This window comes from Klebsiella huaxiensis (genome assembly GCF_003261575.2).
GTDB classification, from domain to species: Bacteria; Pseudomonadota; Gammaproteobacteria; order Enterobacterales; family Enterobacteriaceae; genus Klebsiella; species Klebsiella huaxiensis.
Genome location: NZ_CP036175.1, coordinates 2,191,646 through 2,209,871 on the forward strand (window position 1 = coordinate 2,191,646; position 18,226 = coordinate 2,209,871).

Consider the following 18,226-nt stretch of genomic DNA (forward strand, 5'->3'; position numbering starts at 1 on the left):
ACTGATGGCGGTTTATACAGTCTTATCTCAATGGCGCTAACAGCCACAGACAGAGGAAGCGGACTTGATACCTGTACCATAAACAGAGTATATCGACGAACGATCCACGCTGACAATGAGACGACGATTGGCATCCAACGAAGCGATCAAAGGCTAATTATTGCGATGCCGGTCAGCACCACCACTGCACCAGCAATCCGGCGTGCCAGATGATTTTCACGAAACAGCCAGTACGAAAGAAGAGAGCCGACAATAATGGATGTTTCCCTGAGAGGAGCGACGAGTGCCAGTGGCATGCTCTGCATGGCTGTCAGTACAAGGATGTAGGCAAGGGGAGAGCATACAGCAATGATAAGGATTGGGATGATATCCACACGTACAGCAGTTGGAATGCGATTTCGTCGCCGCATCGCACCAGGGGTAAGAATCAGACTCTGTAGCAGGAGTGTGCTGGCGTAGTAGCTCACTGGATCCAGGTGCAGAGAGATTACCGAATAACCGTCCCAGAGTGTATAGCCAGCGATGGCGGTGCCTGTCGCTGCCCCCCAAAGCATTCCCTGTAGCGGCCGGCTTCCGCTCCTGAACGGATTGCCGGTGACAACGAAAATACCAGCGATAACGATAAAGGCGCCGAGTAAAGCGCCTGGTGAAAGCCGTTCTCCCATGAGAAGGGTTGCAAACAGTATCGTCAGAACTGGTCCACTTCCTCGGGCAATCGGATAAACAACACCCAGTTCGGCGCGCTCGTAGCCAGCCTGCAAGATTAGAGAATAAGCGATATGAAGTGCAGACGAGATAACTGCGCCGACAGCGAGTCTCCAGTCGAGCTCCTGTTGTCCCTCAACTATCAGAATGAGGCTGAACGGGACCCACAGCAATGCTGAGGCACAGCTGTACGCCCAGACGAACACAAGAGTGTCTTCCCTCTTGTATTTTGAGGCTATATTCCATACTGCATGGGCTATCGCAGCAGTAAGAATCATTGCTACCGTGCTGAACTGCATCAGGACATATCGGGCAAATCAATACCCGCCCGTTCAGCCCGGCGACTTTGTTCTTTATCCCGCAGAGTGAGAGCAGCGACCAGCGTATCAATAACGACGAGCTGGGCCAGTCGACTCCCGGCAGCGGCCATCTGTGCCGGGAGTGGCATTCCGCCAACAACGAGCGAAACGTTGGCGAGTGTCGCCAGTGGGGTATCGTACTGGTTAGTTATTGCAATAAGCGATGCTCCTGCCGAGGATGCTGCATCAGCGATGGAGAGTGTGGATGATGTGCGCCCTGTTGAACTGACGACGATGATGACGTCGCCTGGACCGAGTAGACGAGCAGCAATCATCGCTGATAAATAATCCTGGATACTGACGGTTATCACACCCGCCGTCCGCAAACGAAAGACCGCATCAGCGGCAACCGTCGCAGAGGGACCAGCACCAAATGCAAATACCTGGCGTGCGCTCTGGATTAAATCGACCGCCTCATCAAGGGCGGAGATTTCGATAGCACCGCTGAGCGCAGTCAGTGCGTCTACACCAGCACGAATTGATGTTTCCAGCACTGATGCCAGCGTCGCATCCGCTGTAAGAACTTCAGGCGGGGCAAAGAATTGGGCAGTGCCACGAGCCCGGGCAATCTCTATCTTAAGTTCAGTGAACCCGGTGAACCCGATCGCTCGTGCAGCGCGTATTACTGTCGGCGGTGATACACCAGCACGGGTGGCAACCTGTGCTGCCGTGCTTGTACCGACAAATAAAGGATCGACAAGCAGGAGGTCGACAACTTTAGCCTCACTTGCAGCGAGGTCGCCGCTTCGGGCGTGAATGCTGCCAAGCCATTGCTGTAACCGCTGCTCACCTTCTGAAATTCTATTACCAATTTCTTTATTCATATGTAATATATTACATGTCCTTTGGGAAGGGCACAACCACCACGTAATTAGATTCTGTTGCAAGGAGTCCGCATTCATGAACACTGAAATCAATACAGTTGTTGCTGTTTTAGGTCCAGGTGCCATCGGCACAACAGTCGCGGCGGCGTTACACGAAGTCGACCGCACACCATTGCTGTGTGGACGTACTCCCCGCGATCACCTGACCTTGCAAGATGGCGACCGCTTTATCACCGTACCCGGTCCGGTACAGACGAATCCGGCACAAATCACTCGCACGGTTGATCTTATCTTTCTGGCAGTCAAGTCCACACAAATCGACGCGGCAGCAGAATGGCTCAGGGCGTTGACTGGCCCGGAGACGGTTGTATGCGTGCTCCAGAACGGGGTCGAACAGTTGGACAGGCTCGCTACGTACTCTCTGCCCGGACAGAGCGTTCCCGCTGTCGTGTGGTTCCCTGCGCAAGCGCAGTCCGATGGCTCGGTACGCTTGCGTGGTGAGGCGCGCCTCAGCGTGCCAGACGCACCAGCTTCCCGTGTAGTGGCCGCAGCGCTGCAAGGCACGTGGTGCTCCGTAGATCTGGCCGCGAATTTCAGCTCCCTGGCCTGGCGCAAGCTGATGCAGAATGCGGTGGCTGGACTCATGGCACTCACGCACCGCCGCTCAGGCATGTTTGGCCGTGCTGATATCGCCAGGCTTACGCTGGCTTATCTGCAGGAATGCCTGGCCGTGGCACGTGCAGAGGGCGCTGAACTCGGAGACGAAGTGCCGCAGGAGATCCTCGATAAGTTCCGGGCGGCTCCTGCAGACATGAGCACCTCCATCCTCACGGATCGAGAAGCTGGCCGACCGCTTGAATGGGATATCCGCAACGGCGTCATTGCGCGTCGCGGCCGGGTTCACAGCATTCCAACGCCGATCAGCGACATCCTGGTGCCGCTTCTTGCGGCTGCGAGCGATGGCCCTGGTTGATCCTAAAGCCGATGATTGCACTCTTACTTCTCTTCTTCGTCGCTCTCGGTGCCGGAGTACTCAGCGGTGTCGTCGGCACTGGCTCGTCGTTAATCATGCTGCCCGTCCTCGTCGCCACGTACGGGCCACGGATTGCTGTGCCTGTTATGGCGATCGCCTCCCTTTTCGGCAACATCGGACGGGTGATTGTCTGGTGGCATGAGATTCGTTGGCGACCGGTGTTTGCCTATTCGTTGGCGGGAGTTCCTGCGGCTGTTCTCGGGGCGCACACGTTACTTACGATTTCTCCTGGCACAGTGGAGGTATTCCTGGCAGCTTTCTTCCTTGCGATGATCCCGCTGCGCCGTCTCATCAGACGATCGAACCTCCACTTGAATCTCTGGCACATGAGTTTTGCCGGGGCGATTGTCGGGTTTCTGACAGGATTCGTGCTGTCCACCGGGCCGCTCAGCGTGCCGGTATTTACCGGGTACGGAATGAGTGGAGGCGTATTTTTGGGATCAGAGGCGGCAAGCGCAATCCTGCTCTACGCTGGCAAGCTAGCTACGTTCGGTATATCGGGCGCACTCGCGCAGCCTGTCCTCACATATGGACTTGCCATCGGCATCGCATTGTTCGTCGGTTCGATGATTGCGAAACGTCTCGTCCAGAAACTCCAGACGCATACGTTCGAGCTTCTCATTGATGCCGTTCTCGTCGCTGGGGCAGTAGGGATGATCCTTGCTCTCAAATGAAATGGCACGCCAGGGCTGACGGCGCAAGCGTGTTGTTATTGTGTAACAGCTTTCTACAGGCAGCGACGGGTCGGGGTGGAGGGGTTGGCAAGCCATCAGAAATGAATAAAGCCGTACCAGGGTATGCTGGTACAGCTTTTTGTTATTGTTCATGCAGCTTCGTTGTTTTTATTCCGCCCTGTGTTAAAAGGTGGTACGTATGCGACCCGGCATGTATCGATATAATCTGACCACCACTGCATCATCGCCTTGCGGGCTTCCAGATGCTCAGCCTTATGAATGTAAGCCAGACGCACGGTGTTGCGCTCCTGGTGACTCATCTGGCGTTCCACTGCATCCTGCGACCATAAGCCAGACTCCATCAGGGCACTGCATGCCATTGCCCGAAAGCCATGTCCGCAGATGTCCTGTTTCGTGTCGAATCCCATAAGGCGCAGTGCTTTATTAACCGCGTTTTCGCACATCGGCCTGTACGGGTTATGGTCGCCGGGGAAGACCAGTTCGTAAGCCCCGGATATTTCCTTAATCCGTTTCAGAATAGCTATAGCCTGCTGTGAGAGGGGCACGATATGAGCAGTGCGCATTTTGGCACCGCGCCCTGAATAACGCACACCCACAATGGCTTCGCGTGTGGCGGGTATCGTCCAAATTCTGTTTATGAAATCAATTTCTGACCAGCGTGCAAAGCGCAGCTCACTGGAGCGAATGAACAGATGCAGCGTCAGCAGGACAGCAAGCCGGGTCAGTTCACGGCCCTGATGATATGCTTCAATGTGTTCAATCAGTTCAGGCAGCCGCTCCAGCGGCAGGGCGGGATAGTGGTGTCTCATGGGGGGAGCCGTCACGCCATCAAGATTTGCTGCCGGGTTGGTGTCGATAAATCCCTGATGGACCGCATGGCGCATGATGTTACTGAGGTGCTGCCGCGTGCGGGACGCGACTTCCAGCAGGCCCTTTTCCTCAATGCCTTTCAGCAGGTCAATGAAATGATGGGGTTTAAGCTCCGTGACGGACAGATGACCAATTACAGGAAAGATATGGTTGTTCATGCTGGCAAGTAGACGGCCAGCGGTGTTCTGCGACCACTTTTTATTGTTTTTATGCCATGCCAGCGCCACTGTTTTAAACACCTTCTCTGGTGTGCAGGCTCTGCGTTCAGCAGCCCTCTGCTGTGCCGGGTTGATGTTCAGCGCCAGCATCTTACGGATACCTTCGCGCTGCTGGCGGGCATCAGACAGGGAGACGGCAGGATAGGCACCCAGTGCAATGCGGGATTCTTTGCCGTTTATACGATATTTTAGATACCAGAGACGTGAACCGCCTGGATTAACTAAAAGGTACAGACCGTGAGAATCGGAAACTTTGAAGGGTTTTGCGGATGGTTTTAAGTTGCGGATTTTTGAGTCGTTAAGAGACATTTGGGGGTCACTCCGTCATCGAACCAACTTGACCCCAAATCTGACCACCAAATTCTCCCGATGCAGAGGGAAAACTGAAAATGCATCGGGAAGACTTTTCACGCTAACTGATTGAATCTAAATCATATAGGGATTCACAAAGCGGCATGAAAACAAGAATTTGGCTCCTCTGACTGGACTCGAACCAGTGACATACGGATTAACAGTCCGCCGTTCTACCGACTGAACTACAGAGGAATCGTTGTGGAGTGGTATCTTAGCGGCGAAAAAACTTTTGTCAAACATCAATTCGCCATCCGCCTTTCAACTGGCGTATCCATCAACAATTTGTCGTAATTACCGACAATTCATCGGGAAAAATGCTTTGCAGGATTAGCTTTTCTCTATCATCATTTGAAATGTAGTTTCAACTTTTCTCACTAAGGTCTCCCTTGAACGTCACCTCCGCATTACGCCAGGCTGTCGAACGTACGTCCTGGTTCAAAAAACGCAAGAGCTATCGCGTCCTTTACTGGCGTGAAATCAGCCCTCTTGCGGTACCAATTCTGCTGGAAAACGCCTGCGTTTTGCTGATGGGCGTACTGAGTACCTTTTTGGTCAGTTGGCTGGGTAAAGAAGCGATGGCAGGCGTGGGCCTGGCTGATAGCTTCAATATGGTGATCCTCTCATTCTTTGCGGCGATCGACCTGGGGACGACGGTGGTGGTGGCGTTTAGTCTGGGCAAACGTGACCGGAAACGAGCAAGAGCAGCCGCGCGACAGTCGCTTGCGATCATGACGCTGTTTTCCATCGTTCTGGCGGTGGTGATACACGCCTTTGGTGAGCAGATTATTAATGTTGTCGCTGGGGATGCCACAGAACAGGTAAAAGGTCTGGCTCTGACCTATCTTGAGCTGACGGTGTTGAGCTACCCGGCGGCGGCAATTGCCCTTATCGGCAGCGGCGCGCTGCGCGGAGCAGGGACAACCAAAATTCCGCTGATAATTAACGGTGGGATGAATATTCTCAATATCATCATCAGTAGTATCCTGATTTACGGTATTTTTTCCTGGCCAGGGCTGGGATTTGTCGGCGCTGGCCTTGGGCTAACCATTGCCCGCTATATTGGTGCCGTGGCAACCATCTGGGTATTAATGATCGGTTTTAACCCGGCCCTGCGGATTTCGCTGAAGAGCTATTTTAAGCCGTTTAACTTCGCCATTATTTGGGAAGTGATGGGGATTGGCATTCCCGCCAGTATTGAGTCCGTTTTGTTCAATGGCGGCAAATTACTGACGCAGATGTTCGTTGCTGGTATGGGAACAAATGTGATTGCCGGTAACTTTATCGCTTTCTCGGTGGCGGCATTGATCAACCTGCCGGGGAACGCCCTCGGTTCGGCATCAACGATTATTACTGGTAAACGTCTTGGAAAAGGGCAAATAGGGCAGGCAGAGCGTCAGGCGTGGCACGTCTTTTGGTTGTCAACGATAATCCTGACGCTGATTGCCTGGGGGACCGCGCCATTTGCCAGCCTGATCGCCTCATTCTATACCAGCGAAGACGATGTCAAAGTCGTAGTCAAAGAACTGCTATGGCTAAACGCCTTCTTTATGCCGATCTGGGCGATGGCCTGGACGCTGCCGTGCGCCTTTAAAGGCGCGCGGGACGTGCGCTACACCATGTGGGTGTCGATGCTGGGTATGTGGGGCTGTCGCGTGGTGGCGGGCTACACGCTGGGGATTGTGCTCGGAATGGGGGTCATTGGCGTCTGGCTGGGAATGGTGCTCGACTGGGCGGTGCGCGGTGTGCTGTTTTATTTCCGGATGGTCAGCGGGCGCTGGCTGTGGAAATATCCGCGAAGTAAGGTGCAGGCCGAAGACACCGGGACACAGGCTGAGGAAACGTCGCCCGGCGGTGGGTGAAACGCTAGTTTTTGTCCAAAGTGGAGAATTATTCGGCAAACAGTTTGAAATGTGAAAACAGCCTTTGACAAGGTGGGGTGCCATCGATAATATGCGCCCCGTTCACACGATTCCTCTGTAGTTCAGTCGGTAGAACGGCGGACTGTTAATCCGTATGTCACTGGTTCGAGTCCAGTCAGAGGAGCCAAATTTAGAAAAGCCCGCTTAAGGAAACTTAAGCGGGCTTTTTGCTTATGTGTTATTGATGAGAATTCTCCCTGCACGGCGCTGCCGGACAGGGAGAAATGAAATTAACGGAACGGCGGTTCGTTGAAGGTTCTCAGCTTGCGTGAATGCATGTGGTCGCCTTCGGCACGCAGCAGGTCAATCGCCCGAATGCCAATCTGTAAATGTTCGGAGATCGCCCCTTCATAGAAGCGGTTGGCCTGACCTGGTAACTTAATCTCGCCGTGAAGCGGTTTATCGGACACGCAAAGCAGGGTGCCGTAGGGGACGCGGAAGCGGTAACCCTGCGCGGCGATAGTGGCGCTTTCCATATCGATAGCCACTGCACGACTGAGGTTAAAGCGCAGCGCGGAGGCCGAGTAGCGCAGCTCCCAGTTACGATCGTCAGTGGTGACCACCGTTCCGGTACGCAGACGTTGCTTAACCTCTTCACCGGGCATCCCGCTGACCTGTTTAGTGGCATCGTAGAGCGCGCGCTGGACTTCGGCGATGCTCGGAATAGGGATATCCGGCGGCAGTACCGCATCCAGCACATGGTCATCGCGCAGATAGGCGTGGGCCAGCACGTAGTCGCCAATGGTCTGGCTTTCGCGTAGGCCGCCGCAGTGGCCAATCATCAGCCAGACGTCCGGGCGTAGCACCGCTAAATGATCGCAGATATTTTTAGCATTCGCCGGGCCTACACCAATATTAATCAGCGTGATCCCCTGTCCGTCTTTGGTGATCAGGTGCCAGGCCGGCATCTGGTGCTTTTTCCATGCCAGATCGGAAATCGCCTCTTCCGGGGCTTGCGTATCCGCCGTTATCCAGATCCCGCCCGCGCAGGAGAGGGCGATGTATGGACTATCGGGGTCAAGGATCTGGCTACAACCCCAGCGCACGAACTCATCGACGTAGCGAGTGTAGTTGGTAAACAGCATATACGGCTGGAAATGGTCAACCGGCGTACCGGTGTAGTGGCGCAGGCGCGCCAGCGAGAAATCAACGCGGCGAGCGTCGAAGTGTGAAAGCGGGTAGTACTCGGTCGAATGGAACAGACCATCGGCGGTTTCATCGCCAATCTGCGACAGCTCGGTGGTCGGGAAAAAGCGGGTCAGACCGACGCTCATCGAGCGGTCGAGCGTTAACTCAGATCCATCGATGACGTACGGATAGGGAATTTCATGCTGCGATAACTCGACGGAGATACAGGCATCGTAGTCCTGATACAGCATGGTGAGCTGTTCCAGCAGATAGGTGCGAAACAGTTTAGGGTTGGTAATGGTGGTGGTATAGCAACCGCTATGGGTGAAGCGGCCCCAGGCGCGAGTTTTTAAGGCTTTATGCTCAGCGCCATCCCATGAAACCGACAGCTGCGGGTAAACGAATAACCCTGCGGCGCGGGCGTTATTATCGGGCAGAGTATTATGGTTGATATATTCGCCGATGGCTTTACGCAGCGCAGTGACCGATTTTTCATACAGCGCTTCGAGTTGCGTAAGCGCCTGTTCTGGGGTCAGCCTGGCGGCTTGCTGGTTCATGACTTACTCCTTGTTTCTGCTCTGCTGACATTTTGCTTAGTATGTCACAGACTGGAATATGCGTCGGAGAATTTCACCTGTTTAGTTAAGAAACTACTGAGATTAGAACCAGTTGATAATGGTATGTGCTAATTAATTCGCGACAATATTGTCGATGTTAGCCCAGCGATCAGCGCTAAAGTGCGTGGCATTGAGCACTTTTACCGTTAAAGCCTTATCATCATTAATGCAATACAACGCGTTTGCCAGCGGCGTTAGCTTGTCACCTTCCTGCAAACGGCGGCAGCAGAGAGTGATTTCGGCAATAATCATTAACTGGCCGCTTTGTAAGACCACTGTGGTGTGCGCTGACGCCGACTCCTTGCGTACTTTCTTAACCCACCATTCCATTTTTTATCCCTGAGCTGTTACATTTGGGCGATAATTAATGTTTGCACCTCTTCTGGCAATAAGAATAGCCGCTTGGTTTAGTCTATGTTTAAAAAGAGAATCGCAGGATCTGATTCGGTCTGCGTAATAACCCCTCCCTGGCGTGCAAAGAGATAATTCGGACAGAAATATGGCAATGGTGCGTTTTACCCGGCTTTTGAATAAGTCTGGCTTAACAATGGTCTCTTTGGCAAAGAAGGCGGCGATTGGCCTGGTGGTAGTAGTGATTGTCTTTTTTATTGGCCGTATTTACGAATCCCAACGCGGTCCGGCGCTGCACCGCTGGCATACCTGGACGGCGGACGAAATGACTGCCAGCGAGATAGACCATGCCACGTTTGCCCAATATCAGGCGCGGGAAGAGGCTATTTTCCGCGATATGAAAAGCAACATTACCGACACGCTGAGCGACGATGAAAAAACGGCGATTAACCGTTTTTACGCCCAAAGCCTGGTTTATCCGGATAAGTTTCAACCCGACTGGAACCGCTCCTTTATTTTGTTGCCGCAGGGTAAACCGCGCGGCGCTGCGGTATTGCTCCACGGACTGACGGATTCCCCCTACAGCGTGCACTATCTGGCGCAACGCTATCAGCAGCAGGGGTTTATCTCCGTTGCGCCGAGGTTACCGGGACACGGTACCGCACCAGGCGCGTTGACCGGTGTCGATCGCGATGAGTGGATTGCCACCACGCGTCTGGCGGTGCGTGAAGCAACGCGACTGGCGGGGCCAGACGTGCCGCTGCACGTGATTGGCTACTCTAACGGCGGGGCGCTGGCACTCAAATATGCTCTTGATAGTCTGGAAGATAAATCGTTGCGTCGGCCGCAACAAATAATCCTGCTGTCACCGATGATTGGCGTCACCGCGTTTGCCCGTTTTGCCGGGCTGGCCGGTTTACCCGCGATATTCCCGGCTTTCGCCCGCGCGGCATGGCTGAACGTCGTCCCGGAATTTAATCCCTATAAATACAATTCGTTCCCGGTTAAGGCGGCCAGGCAGTCGTGGCTGTTATCACAGGCGCTGCAACAGCAAATCGTGCAGGAAGCGCAAAGTCAGCGGCTGGGGGAATTAGCGCCAGTATTAACTTTTCAGTCGGTGATGGACTCAACGGTGAGCACGCGGGCGGTGGTGGATTCGCTTTATCGGTATTTACCCGATAACGGCAGCGAACTGGTGATTTTTGATATTAACCAGGCGGCGAATTTACGTGCGCTGTTCCGGCCCTCGTTATACTCGGCGGTGAATACGTTATTGCCGCCCGCGCCGCGCCCCTACGGCACTACGGTGATTACTAATGCCGCTCCCGACACCTACGAAACGGTAGCCCGCACAACGCTTGCCGGAACCCGAACGGAAACCGTCACGCCGCTGCATATTGCCTGGCCACAGGATATGTATTCGCTGTCGCACGTGGCGGTGCCGTTCCCGCTGACCGATTCGCTGTATGGTCGTGAACCGGCAGAGAAGAATCGCTACGGGATTAGCATTGGTACTATTTCGCTGCGCGGTGAAACCTCAACGCTGAGCGTCGGGCTGGATACGTTAATGCGCGTCACCTCCAACCCGTTTTTCCCGTGGATGATGGTGAGAATTGACCATCATATTGCCTGTAGCGAGCAGGCCGATGTGGCCGCCTGCCTGCGTCCGGAGGCCGCGGCTTCAGAATAGCGTCACGTGCATAATGGTGCGGATGGCAATTCCGGCGATAGCCCCGGTGGCGGCGAAGCGGAACAGGCGTACGAAACGCGAGCTGACTCCCAAAAAGATGCCGATGCCGGGGAGATCAAAGGTCTGTACTAACAGGCCTGCGGAGGCATTAATTTGGCTCACGGTCACTTTACCTTGCTGAATCATTTCTGAGACCACGCCGAAATAGGCCGTGCCGCCCGCAACACATTTGACCAGCGCCGGGAGCACGAAGTTAACCGGAATATTCAGCCACAGTAGCAGCGGCAGCAGCAAGCGCTGGAGCATCTCAATCAGGCCTGCCGCCTGCATAAACCCGACGATAGCCAATGACAGGATCAGCATGGGCACCGCGCCGAGCGCCAGACGAATGGCGTCTGAACCGGCGCTATTGATAACGGCGATGATCCCCTGGTTATTCTGCTCGGCATTGGGCAGATCTTCAGCCCGCGCGTTTTCAACAATCGACAGCTTGCGGCCAGTAATATGCCAGGTTACCGCGGCGGCGCACAGCCCGCCGACAATAGAAATGACAATAGAGGCCAGCCAGTGCAAGCCAAAAGGTGTTAACGGGTAGAAAACGTTGCCTTGTCCCATGGCGAAGAGCATTGCCAGCGTGGCAGCCATCTGCCGGTCCGACGCGCCGCGTTTATCCATAATAGCGAGGGTCGCCAGCGGAGCGGCAAAACTGACAAAATTCATCTGAATCAGGGCAAAAGCGCTCATCCCTGTTAAGCCGAACGGCTTAAGCAGCGGGGCGAGCCAGCGAACGATAACGTCCAGGACCCCGCGCACTTCCAGATATTTCATCACGATGAGCATGACAACCATGATTGGCAATAGCGTATAAAGCGCCACGTCAACGGAGGTTTTTCCCGCCGACATAATAATGCTGATGAAGTCCATCTATTTCTCAATCACTGCGGACAGAAAGGATAATTAGCGCCATCATAGTCCCCGCGGGAAGGAAATGAAATCGCCGCGAAGACTCTCTCTGTCCTGAAAAGAGTTGCGAACTGGACTTGCAATTAGCGCCGCCGGGTGTAGAAAATTTGTCCTCTGATATTTGCAAAGCCTGTTTTTTGTTCCCAAACTGAATTAACACCGGGCGACTTTCTTTAAGGATAAAACAATGCGACGTTGTCTGCGGATAGTGTGGGGAACTCTGTTTATTTTCGCCTTTGCGGTACAGGCTGAAACAAAGGTTTACGGCGAACAGCGCGTCAGCGGCTGGTGGAACTGGCTAAAAGACGATGTCTCGCAAACCTGGAATCAGCCGCAAAATTACGATTTGTATCTGCCGTTTCTCAGCTGGCATAACCGTTTTATGTACGATAAAGAGAAAACCGATAACTACAATGAGATGCCGTGGGGTGGGGGATTTGGTGTCTCAAGATATAACGAAGAAGGTAACTGGAGTTCGCTCTACGCAATGATGTTTAAGGATTCGCACAACGAGTGGCAGCCGATAATCGGCTACGGCTGGGAGAAGGGCTGGTATCTGGATAATAGCCGCGATTTTCGTCTGGGGCTTGGGGTGACCGCCGGGATAACCGCCCGAGAAGACTTCGCCAACTACGTACCGCTACCGATTATTTTGCCGCTCTTTTCCGCCAGCTATCGCCGTCTGAGCGTGCAGTTCACCTATATTCCCGGCACCTACAATAACGGCAACGTGCTGTTTGCATGGCTGCGCTACGGTTTTTAAATGAGGCGACAGGTTATTGAGGGGGGATGGCCTGAGGTAGATGAAAATCTGTATCAGGTATTGTTCTTAGGCATTGTGCTGGCTTCTTGTCGGGTGGCGGCTGACGCCTTACCCGACCTACAAAACCACCAATATCATCACGTTATGCACTTCCCGTAGGCCCGGTAAGGCGTTAGCCGCCACCGGGCAATCCCACAAAACGCACGTTACCAACAATCAGAAACCATCAAATCGTAATCACCTTTTTCACCAGCGAATTCGACAGCGCCAGCATTGAAATTAACACCGAGGCGATGAACGTCAGGACAATCAGCATTAACTTGGTCCCCAGCGAGCTAATTGGGATAAGCGCGGTCAGCAGATGAAAAACGGAGTAGTGGAGAATATAGACGCCGGTCATCGTTTTACTGATAGTCGCCAGAATGGTCTCTTTAAACTCGCTGTTTTTACGAAACCGTACGCCATTGGCGGCAATCACCAGCGCCACCACCAAAATATAAATTTGTGATCCGGTAAGAATGAACGCATTTCTGTCAGCCTTAAAGAGGGCGAAGAAGAAATGGCGCTCGTAAAACCAGGTGAAGAGATAAATAAACGGAATGGCGATCATCGCGCCTTTCACTACTCTCTCACGGGTCAGCCAACTGGCGACCAGCGGATCGCTGAACAGCTGGCCGGTCAGGTAAAACAGCAACCAGGTCCACAAACGGTACTGAGGGGCCAGGCTCAGCGCATGAACATCAGGATATAGCGCGGACAGCAGATCGTAGCCATATGAGAGTAACAGCAGCGCAAATACCACGCCGAAGAATAGCGTGCGTCGCTGGCTGAGCCACTCGATAAGTGGATGAAAGGTGTAAATCACAATAAAGGCAAAAACAAACCACGGCTGGATAAGATAACCGCGCTGGTAGGGTTCCCAGAGATAGTACACCGTCATCCAGAACAGGAAGACGATAACTACGCTTTTGATTTTACCCATTTGCCACTGCGAATCGTGCCGCGATTGCGAATCCAGATAGCCCGCCACCACAAAAAACAGCGGCGTGGCTATGGTCGAAATAAACGTCAGAAAACCGAGGACCCAGTGATAGTCGTAATCATAGCGATCCCAGGTGTTGTAAATGGTGAAAAAGGTCACCGCTGTCATGCATCCCAGCGTTTTAATAATATTTAATCCGGTGGTGTTCATTATTGTGGCTTCATACCCTTAGAACCTGGTGGGATAGGCTCTTATTATGGAAACAGGCGTAAATCACTGGCAGAACCAGCAGCGTCAGAATAGTAGCAAAACCCAGACCAAACATAATCACTACCGCCATACTCTGGAAGAAGACATCCAATAATAAAGGGGCCAGACCGAGAACGGTGGTGAAGGCGGTCAGCAGAATAGGGCGCAGACGCGAGGTGGCGGCATAAATAATTGCTTCCTGCTGCGGTTTTTCCTGCTTCTGCTGCTCAATTTCCTCAACCAGCACGATGCCGTTACGAATCAACATCCCGCTCAGGCTAAGCAAGCCTATCAACGCCATAAAACCAAAGGGTATCCCGGTAAGCAAAAAGCCCGGGGTCACACCAATCAGCGCCAGCGGTACCGTCAGCCAGATGGCGACCGCATTTTTCAGTGAACTAAACATCAGCACAGTGATAACGAACATCACCAGATAGCCCAGCGGCAGGGTGGTGAACAACCCCTGCTGCGCCTCGCTGGAATTCTCCGCATCGCCACCCCACTCAATACTGTAGCCGTGCGGCAGGGCGAGGGCATCGATTTGCGGCTTCACGCGGGCCAGAATATCGCCGGAAGTCTGGTTGCTTAATGGATCGGGATCGGTTTGTACCGTCAGCACGCGGCTGCGGTCGCGGCGCAGGATCAGCGGGTCTTCCCACTCAAGATTAAAGCCGCTAACCACGTTACTGAGCGGGATATACTGTTGGCGGTTTTGGCTCCAGACCAGCACATTATTCAGGTGGTTAGCATCCTGGCGCTCGGCGGCTGGTGGGCGAACCACCACCGGCAGCAGGTCAGCCCCTTCGCGATAGAGTCCCGCACGGCTACCGGAGAAATTCATCTCCAGCGCGTTATCGATATCCTGTTTATCTACTCCCAGTTCGCGGCCTAAGCTGGCGGAATATTGTGGGCGGATAACCTTGCTGCGGTTCTGCCAGTCGTTGCGCACGCCGTCGGTGGCCGGGTCTGCGGAGAGAATATCGCCCACCTGGCTGGCGAGCAGGCGCAGGCGGTCGGGATCCGGGCCTTTGATGCGCACTTCAATGGCGCTATCGCCGGAAGGGCCGAACATCACGCGTTTGCTGCTGGCATTAACCTGCGGATAGTTGCGCGCAATATAGCTGTCAACATGCTGCGTCAGAGTGTTAATACTGCGCTGGTCGTCCATGCGTACCATGATCTGCGCGTAGTTGCTGTATTGACGTTGCCCGCTGTAGGTGAGGATAAAACGCATGCTGCCCTGACCAACGGTGGCGATGGTGGTGACAACGCCCGGCTGGCCGTTAATCGAGGTTTCAATATCGCTGGCCATCTTTTCGGTTGTCGCAATATCAGTGCCATAGGGAAGCCAGAGGTCAACAAAGAAGATAGGCGTGTTCGATGAGGGGAAAAAGTTCTGCCGCACCGAACCGAATCCCCATATCGAAGCTGCCAGCAGCGCCACCATGACGGTCAGGGTGATCGCTTTGCGCATCAGTAGGGTGTGCAGAATCTGCTGATAAATGCGATAAAAGCGCCCGCTGTAGGGGTCGGTATCCGAGGTTTCAGCAGGTGGCTGTTGCCCTTTGAACAGCCACCATTTAATCAGTACTGGCGTGATGGTTAACGCTGAGAACCAGCTCAGCATGAGTGAAATCAGCAGCACCTGGAACAGTGATTTGCAGTATTCTCCGGTGGAGTCCTGCGACAGGCCAATCGGCGCAAAGGCGAGAATGGCAATCACCGTTGCCCCCAGCAGCGGCAGCGCTGAGCGGCGAATCACATAATTAATCGCCGTGAGCAGCGTCGACCCCTGCTGGCGGGCAATGAGTACCCCTTCGACGATGACGATGGCATTATCGACCAGCATACTCAGGGCGATAATCAGCGCCCCCAGCGAGATACGCTGTAGCTCGATGCCCCACAGATACATAATCAGCAGCGTGCCGAGCACGTTAAGCGCTAACGACAGGGCAATAATGATACCGCTGCGCACGCCCATAAAGATCAGCAACACGCCGACGACAATGGCCAGTGCCATCAGGAAGTTAGTAATAAAGCCGTTCACCGAGTGAGCCACTTCCGCAGCCTGGTCATAGAACAGGTCTATCTTAATCCCCGCCGGTTTTTCCGCCGACATCTGATCCAGTTTGCTTTCCAGCGCGCGACCAACGTCAATGACGTTGACGCCGGGGATAAACGACACCCCCATGGTGACCGCCTGGCGGCCATTGGCGTGATAAATGCTGGAAGGGGATTCGCTGAGCCCGCGCGATAGCGTGGCAATATCGCGCAACCGCGTCGCTGAACCAGAGCCGTGCGGGCTGATTAACAAATCGCCCAGCTCGTCGATATTTTCAAACTCTCCTGTTGGATGCAGGCGAATTGACTCACTGCCAGATTTAATCTCACCGGCGTTAGACACTACGTTCAAACGGCTGAGGATTGCCGCCAGTTGGTTGAGCGTGATGCCGCGTGCGGTCATTTTTGCCAGCGAGATATCGATATTGATTTGTTGCGGGATCGCACCGCCGATAGCGACTTTGCCAACGCCGGGAACCAGCACCAGTTCGCGCCTGAGCTGTTCGGCGTAGCGGACCAGCTCAGGGTTGGTAAAGCTCTCGCCGGAGATAGCAAAGAAGAAGCCAAAGACATCGCCAAAATCGTCGTTCACAAAGGGGGAGGCCACGCCGGGCGGGAACATCCGGGCGGCGTCTCCTACCCGACGGCGCAGTTCATCCCAGATTTGCGGCAGTTCGCTGGAGTGATAATTCGAGGCGATATTGACGGTGATTTGCGACAGACCATTGGAGGAAATTGAGCTGACGTTGTCCAGATAGGGCAGCTGTTGCAGCGCGTTCTCCAGCGGCAGGGTGACTTCTTCCTCAACTTGCTGCGCCGATGCTCCCGGATAGTGGGTTATGACCACGGCGGTCTTGATGGTAAACGCCGGGTCTTCAAGGCGACCGATATTCAGCAGGGCGAAAATACCCCCGATGCCCAGCAGTAAAATAGTCAGCCAGACGCGAATCGGGTTGTTAATAAACTGGCGAGAGATATCCATTACAAACCTCGTTCACGCGTCCAGATTCGAACCGGTTGCTGCGCATGCAGTTCACTGACGCCTGCCGCCACGACGCGTTCGCCGACGCTGAGCCCTTCGGTAATGACCACTCCCTGAGAGGTGACCTGGCCGACGCCAACTTTCCTGTCCTCAAGCTGTAGCTGTTCGCCTTCGCCTTTAACCACCCAGACGTGGGGCTCATTGCGCTGGCGATTATCCGGATTAAATACTGCTTCAACCGGCACCACGACGGCTTTATCGCCCGCGCTGGCGGGCAGGTTTGCCAGATTGACCGTCACGGTCCCACTCACGCCGCCCACTGACGGGAAATCGGCCGGGCGCGGCATGGTTAAAATGATCTGCCAGGTCAGAGTGTTGCTGTCGCTGCTACCGGTATGTTCTTTATATTCGGCGGTGAACTGGCGGTCCGGCATGGAGTTGATTTTCACCACCGGACGATACTGCGCGTTGCGAATATCCAGTGCGGTAAAGAGATTTTCCGGAATGCTAAACACCACATCGAGCAGATCGGTTCTCGTCAGGGTGACGATCGGCTGTCCGGCGGCGACAACCTGGTGATTACGGATCGGGACGCTGGCGGCAATACCGCTAAAAGGCGCGGTGAGCGTCATTTGGCTTAGCTCTTCGCGGGCGATTTTTAGCGCGGCGTTAGCGGAATCACGGTTGGCCCGCTGGATATCCATTTCCGCTTTTGAAATGGCCTGGCGACCGGCCAGCGTCTGGAAGCGGTCGAACTGTCGCTGAGCGAGGGTTGCAGCGGTCTGCCGTTCGTTGACGCGTTGCTGCGCTTCCCGAGCGTTGAGCCGGGCGAGCGTTTGCCCCTGAGAAATACTGGCTCCCTGACGCACATCAAGGGATTCAATCTGTCCACCGCGTTTGAACGACAGATCGGTAGAATCTCCGGATTCAATACGGGCAGGAAAAATGCGCTGCTGTGAATCACCAATGGCGACGACATTCGCAACTTTTACCATCCGCGGCAGCGGGGTAACTTGCGGTGTTTTCTGATCGCAAGCCGTTGTTATTAAAATAACAACGGGAATGAGAGAAAAATAACGGTTCACTGTATTCCCCTCGGTGCTAAAGGTTTTATTTTACATATTTTTCACAAATGCCGACTTTATTCAGCCAGCGCTGAGACCACTAAATAGGTAAATAACCCGGAAGCCGTACAGGCGATTATTGCCAGGGCAATAAACAGGCTCAGGCGAAACAGGCTGTAGCCGAACATTGCTCCTCCTCTGGTATCAACATTGTGCTAAGTAAATTCTTATCTGCATAATTATTGAGTGGTTTTTAGAGGGCGCGAAGGCCTCTGATAATGAGCATAGTCGTTGAAAAACGGAAATGTTAAAAAGAGTAAAATTTGCGGTAATGTTGACGATTTTGCTGTGTTTTTAGTCGAATTGTCTAAGCGCGCCTGACTCTGTGATATTTTTCAA

Annotated in this window: 15 protein-coding genes and 2 tRNA genes; 7 read left to right on the forward strand and 10 right to left on the reverse strand. The window is 53.9% G+C overall.

The window, feature by feature from the left end:
- Positions 1-146: 146 nt before the first annotated feature.
- Both DA718_RS10405 and DA718_RS10410 read right to left on the reverse strand, forming a co-directional pair.
- Positions 147-1,004 carry a DMT family transporter gene (locus DA718_RS10405; RefSeq protein ID WP_112217368.1) on the reverse strand — a complete coding sequence of 286 codons (858 nt, stop codon included), beginning with the start codon at positions 1,002-1,004 and terminating at the stop codon, positions 147-149.
- A complete protein-coding gene (locus tag DA718_RS10410; protein WP_049133234.1) occupies positions 1,004-1,888 on the reverse strand; it encodes a MurR/RpiR family transcriptional regulator in 885 nt (294 codons plus the stop codon). The genes DA718_RS10405 and DA718_RS10410 overlap by 1 nt, the downstream gene beginning before the upstream one ends.
- A 76-nt stretch (positions 1,889-1,964) precedes the next feature.
- On the opposite strand from DA718_RS10410, the gene DA718_RS10415 reads away from it, so the two are divergent.
- Together DA718_RS10415 and DA718_RS10420 are read left to right on the forward strand one after the other, a co-directional pair.
- Complete coding sequence (locus DA718_RS10415; RefSeq protein ID WP_057630161.1) at positions 1,965-2,861, forward strand: oxidoreductase; 897 nt, start codon at positions 1,965-1,967, stop codon at positions 2,859-2,861.
- 11 nt (positions 2,862-2,872) lie between these two features.
- On the forward strand, positions 2,873-3,595 hold the full coding sequence (locus tag DA718_RS10420; RefSeq protein ID WP_097734725.1) for a sulfite exporter TauE/SafE family protein: 723 nt from the start codon (positions 2,873-2,875) through the stop codon (positions 3,593-3,595).
- 149 nt (positions 3,596-3,744) lie between these two features.
- On the opposite strand, the gene DA718_RS10425 is transcribed toward DA718_RS10420, so the two are convergent.
- A complete protein-coding gene (locus tag DA718_RS10425) occupies positions 3,745-5,013 on the reverse strand; it encodes a tyrosine-type recombinase/integrase (RefSeq protein ID WP_112217369.1) in 1,269 nt (422 codons plus the stop codon).
- 161 nt (positions 5,014-5,174) lie between these two features.
- Positions 5,175-5,250 (reverse strand) — tRNA-Asn (locus DA718_RS10430).
- A 6-nt stretch (positions 5,251-5,256) separates the two neighbouring features.
- Here DA718_RS10430 and DA718_RS31035 point away from each other — a divergent pair.
- The 3 genes from DA718_RS31035 to DA718_RS10440 all read left to right on the forward strand — a co-directional run bounded on the left by DA718_RS31035 (position 5,257) and on the right by DA718_RS10440 (position 7,104).
- Positions 5,257-5,349 carry a DUF5951 family protein gene (locus tag DA718_RS31035; protein ID WP_220471432.1) on the forward strand — a complete coding sequence of 31 codons (93 nt, stop codon included), beginning with the start codon at positions 5,257-5,259 and terminating at the stop codon, positions 5,347-5,349.
- A 95-nt stretch (positions 5,350-5,444) separates the two neighbouring features.
- Positions 5,445-6,917, forward strand: coding sequence for an EmmdR/YeeO family multidrug/toxin efflux MATE transporter (locus DA718_RS10435; RefSeq protein WP_112217370.1), 1,473 nt, complete (start codon positions 5,445-5,447; stop codon positions 6,915-6,917).
- Between the two features lie 111 nt (positions 6,918-7,028).
- Positions 7,029-7,104 (forward strand) — tRNA-Asn (locus tag DA718_RS10440).
- 103 nt (positions 7,105-7,207) lie between these two features.
- Here DA718_RS10440 and DA718_RS10445 read toward each other — a convergent pair.
- On the reverse strand, positions 7,208-8,662 hold the full coding sequence (locus tag DA718_RS10445) for an AMP nucleosidase (protein ID WP_112217301.1): 1,455 nt from the start codon (positions 8,660-8,662) through the stop codon (positions 7,208-7,210).
- Between the two features lie 132 nt (positions 8,663-8,794).
- Positions 8,795-9,052, reverse strand: coding sequence for a histidine kinase (locus DA718_RS10450; protein WP_112217300.1), 258 nt, complete (start codon positions 9,050-9,052; stop codon positions 8,795-8,797).
- 175 nt (positions 9,053-9,227) lie between these two features.
- Between DA718_RS10450 and DA718_RS10455 the strand changes: the two genes are divergently transcribed.
- The gene (locus DA718_RS10455) at positions 9,228-10,763 is read left to right on the forward strand and encodes an alpha/beta hydrolase (protein ID WP_167492745.1); all 1,536 of its coding nucleotides are present in this window, start codon (positions 9,228-9,230) and stop codon (positions 10,761-10,763) included.
- On the opposite strand, the gene DA718_RS10460 is transcribed toward DA718_RS10455, so the two are convergent.
- Complete coding sequence (locus DA718_RS10460; protein WP_112217298.1) at positions 10,755-11,687, reverse strand: nucleoside recognition domain-containing protein; 933 nt, start codon at positions 11,685-11,687, stop codon at positions 10,755-10,757. The genes DA718_RS10455 and DA718_RS10460 overlap by 9 nt on opposite strands.
- A 226-nt stretch (positions 11,688-11,913) precedes the next feature.
- Between DA718_RS10460 and pagP the strand changes: the two genes are divergently transcribed.
- Entirely contained in the window at positions 11,914-12,489 is a 576-nt protein-coding gene (gene pagP, locus DA718_RS10465; protein WP_112217296.1) for a lipid IV(A) palmitoyltransferase PagP, read from the forward strand.
- Positions 12,490-12,715: 226 nt separating this feature from the next.
- Here pagP and DA718_RS10470 read toward each other — a convergent pair whose 3' ends face one another.
- Genes DA718_RS10470 through DA718_RS10480 form a run of 3 tightly spaced genes read right to left on the reverse strand, consistent with a single transcriptional unit; the run spans position 12,716 to position 17,848 of the window.
- Complete coding sequence (locus DA718_RS10470) at positions 12,716-13,639, reverse strand: acyltransferase (RefSeq protein WP_167492867.1); 924 nt, start codon at positions 13,637-13,639, stop codon at positions 12,716-12,718.
- Positions 13,640-13,691: 52 nt separating this feature from the next.
- On the reverse strand, positions 13,692-16,763 hold the full coding sequence (locus tag DA718_RS10475) for an efflux RND transporter permease subunit (protein ID WP_112217294.1): 3,072 nt from the start codon (positions 16,761-16,763) through the stop codon (positions 13,692-13,694).
- Positions 16,763-17,848: an efflux RND transporter periplasmic adaptor subunit gene (locus DA718_RS10480; protein WP_112217293.1), complete on the reverse strand. Its 1,086-nt coding sequence runs from the start codon at positions 17,846-17,848 to the stop codon at positions 16,763-16,765. Before DA718_RS10480 ends, DA718_RS10475 begins: the two co-directional genes overlap by 1 nt.
- Positions 17,849-18,226 lie beyond the last annotated feature (378 nt).

Excerpts from the sequence above, each read along its gene's own strand:
- DA718_RS10405 (WP_112217368.1), bottom strand. The coding sequence starts at position 1,004 with ATGCAGTTCAGCACGGTAGCAATGATTCTTACTGCTGCGATAGCCCAT.
- DA718_RS10410 (WP_049133234.1), bottom strand. The coding sequence starts at position 1,888 with ATGAATAAAGAAATTGGTAATAGAATTTCAGAAGGTGAGCAGCGGTTA.
- DA718_RS10415 (WP_057630161.1), top strand. The coding sequence starts at position 1,965 with ATGAACACTGAAATCAATACAGTTGTTGCTGTTTTAGGTCCAGGTGCC.
- DA718_RS10420 (WP_097734725.1), top strand. The coding sequence starts at position 2,873 with ATGATTGCACTCTTACTTCTCTTCTTCGTCGCTCTCGGTGCCGGAGTA.
- DA718_RS10425 (WP_112217369.1), bottom strand. The coding sequence starts at position 5,013 with ATGTCTCTTAACGACTCAAAAATCCGCAACTTAAAACCATCCGCAAAA.
- DA718_RS10445 (WP_112217301.1), bottom strand. The coding sequence starts at position 8,662 with ATGAACCAGCAAGCCGCCAGGCTGACCCCAGAACAGGCGCTTACGCAA.
- DA718_RS10450 (WP_112217300.1), bottom strand. The coding sequence starts at position 9,052 with ATGGAATGGTGGGTTAAGAAAGTACGCAAGGAGTCGGCGTCAGCGCAC.
- DA718_RS10455 (WP_167492745.1), top strand. The coding sequence starts at position 9,228 with ATGGTGCGTTTTACCCGGCTTTTGAATAAGTCTGGCTTAACAATGGTC.
- DA718_RS10460 (WP_112217298.1), bottom strand. The coding sequence starts at position 11,687 with ATGGACTTCATCAGCATTATTATGTCGGCGGGAAAAACCTCCGTTGAC.
- pagP (WP_112217296.1), top strand. The coding sequence starts at position 11,914 with ATGCGACGTTGTCTGCGGATAGTGTGGGGAACTCTGTTTATTTTCGCC.
- DA718_RS10470 (WP_167492867.1), bottom strand. The coding sequence starts at position 13,639 with ATGACAGCGGTGACCTTTTTCACCATTTACAACACCTGGGATCGCTAT.
- DA718_RS10475 (WP_112217294.1), bottom strand. The coding sequence starts at position 16,763 with ATGGATATCTCTCGCCAGTTTATTAACAACCCGATTCGCGTCTGGCTG.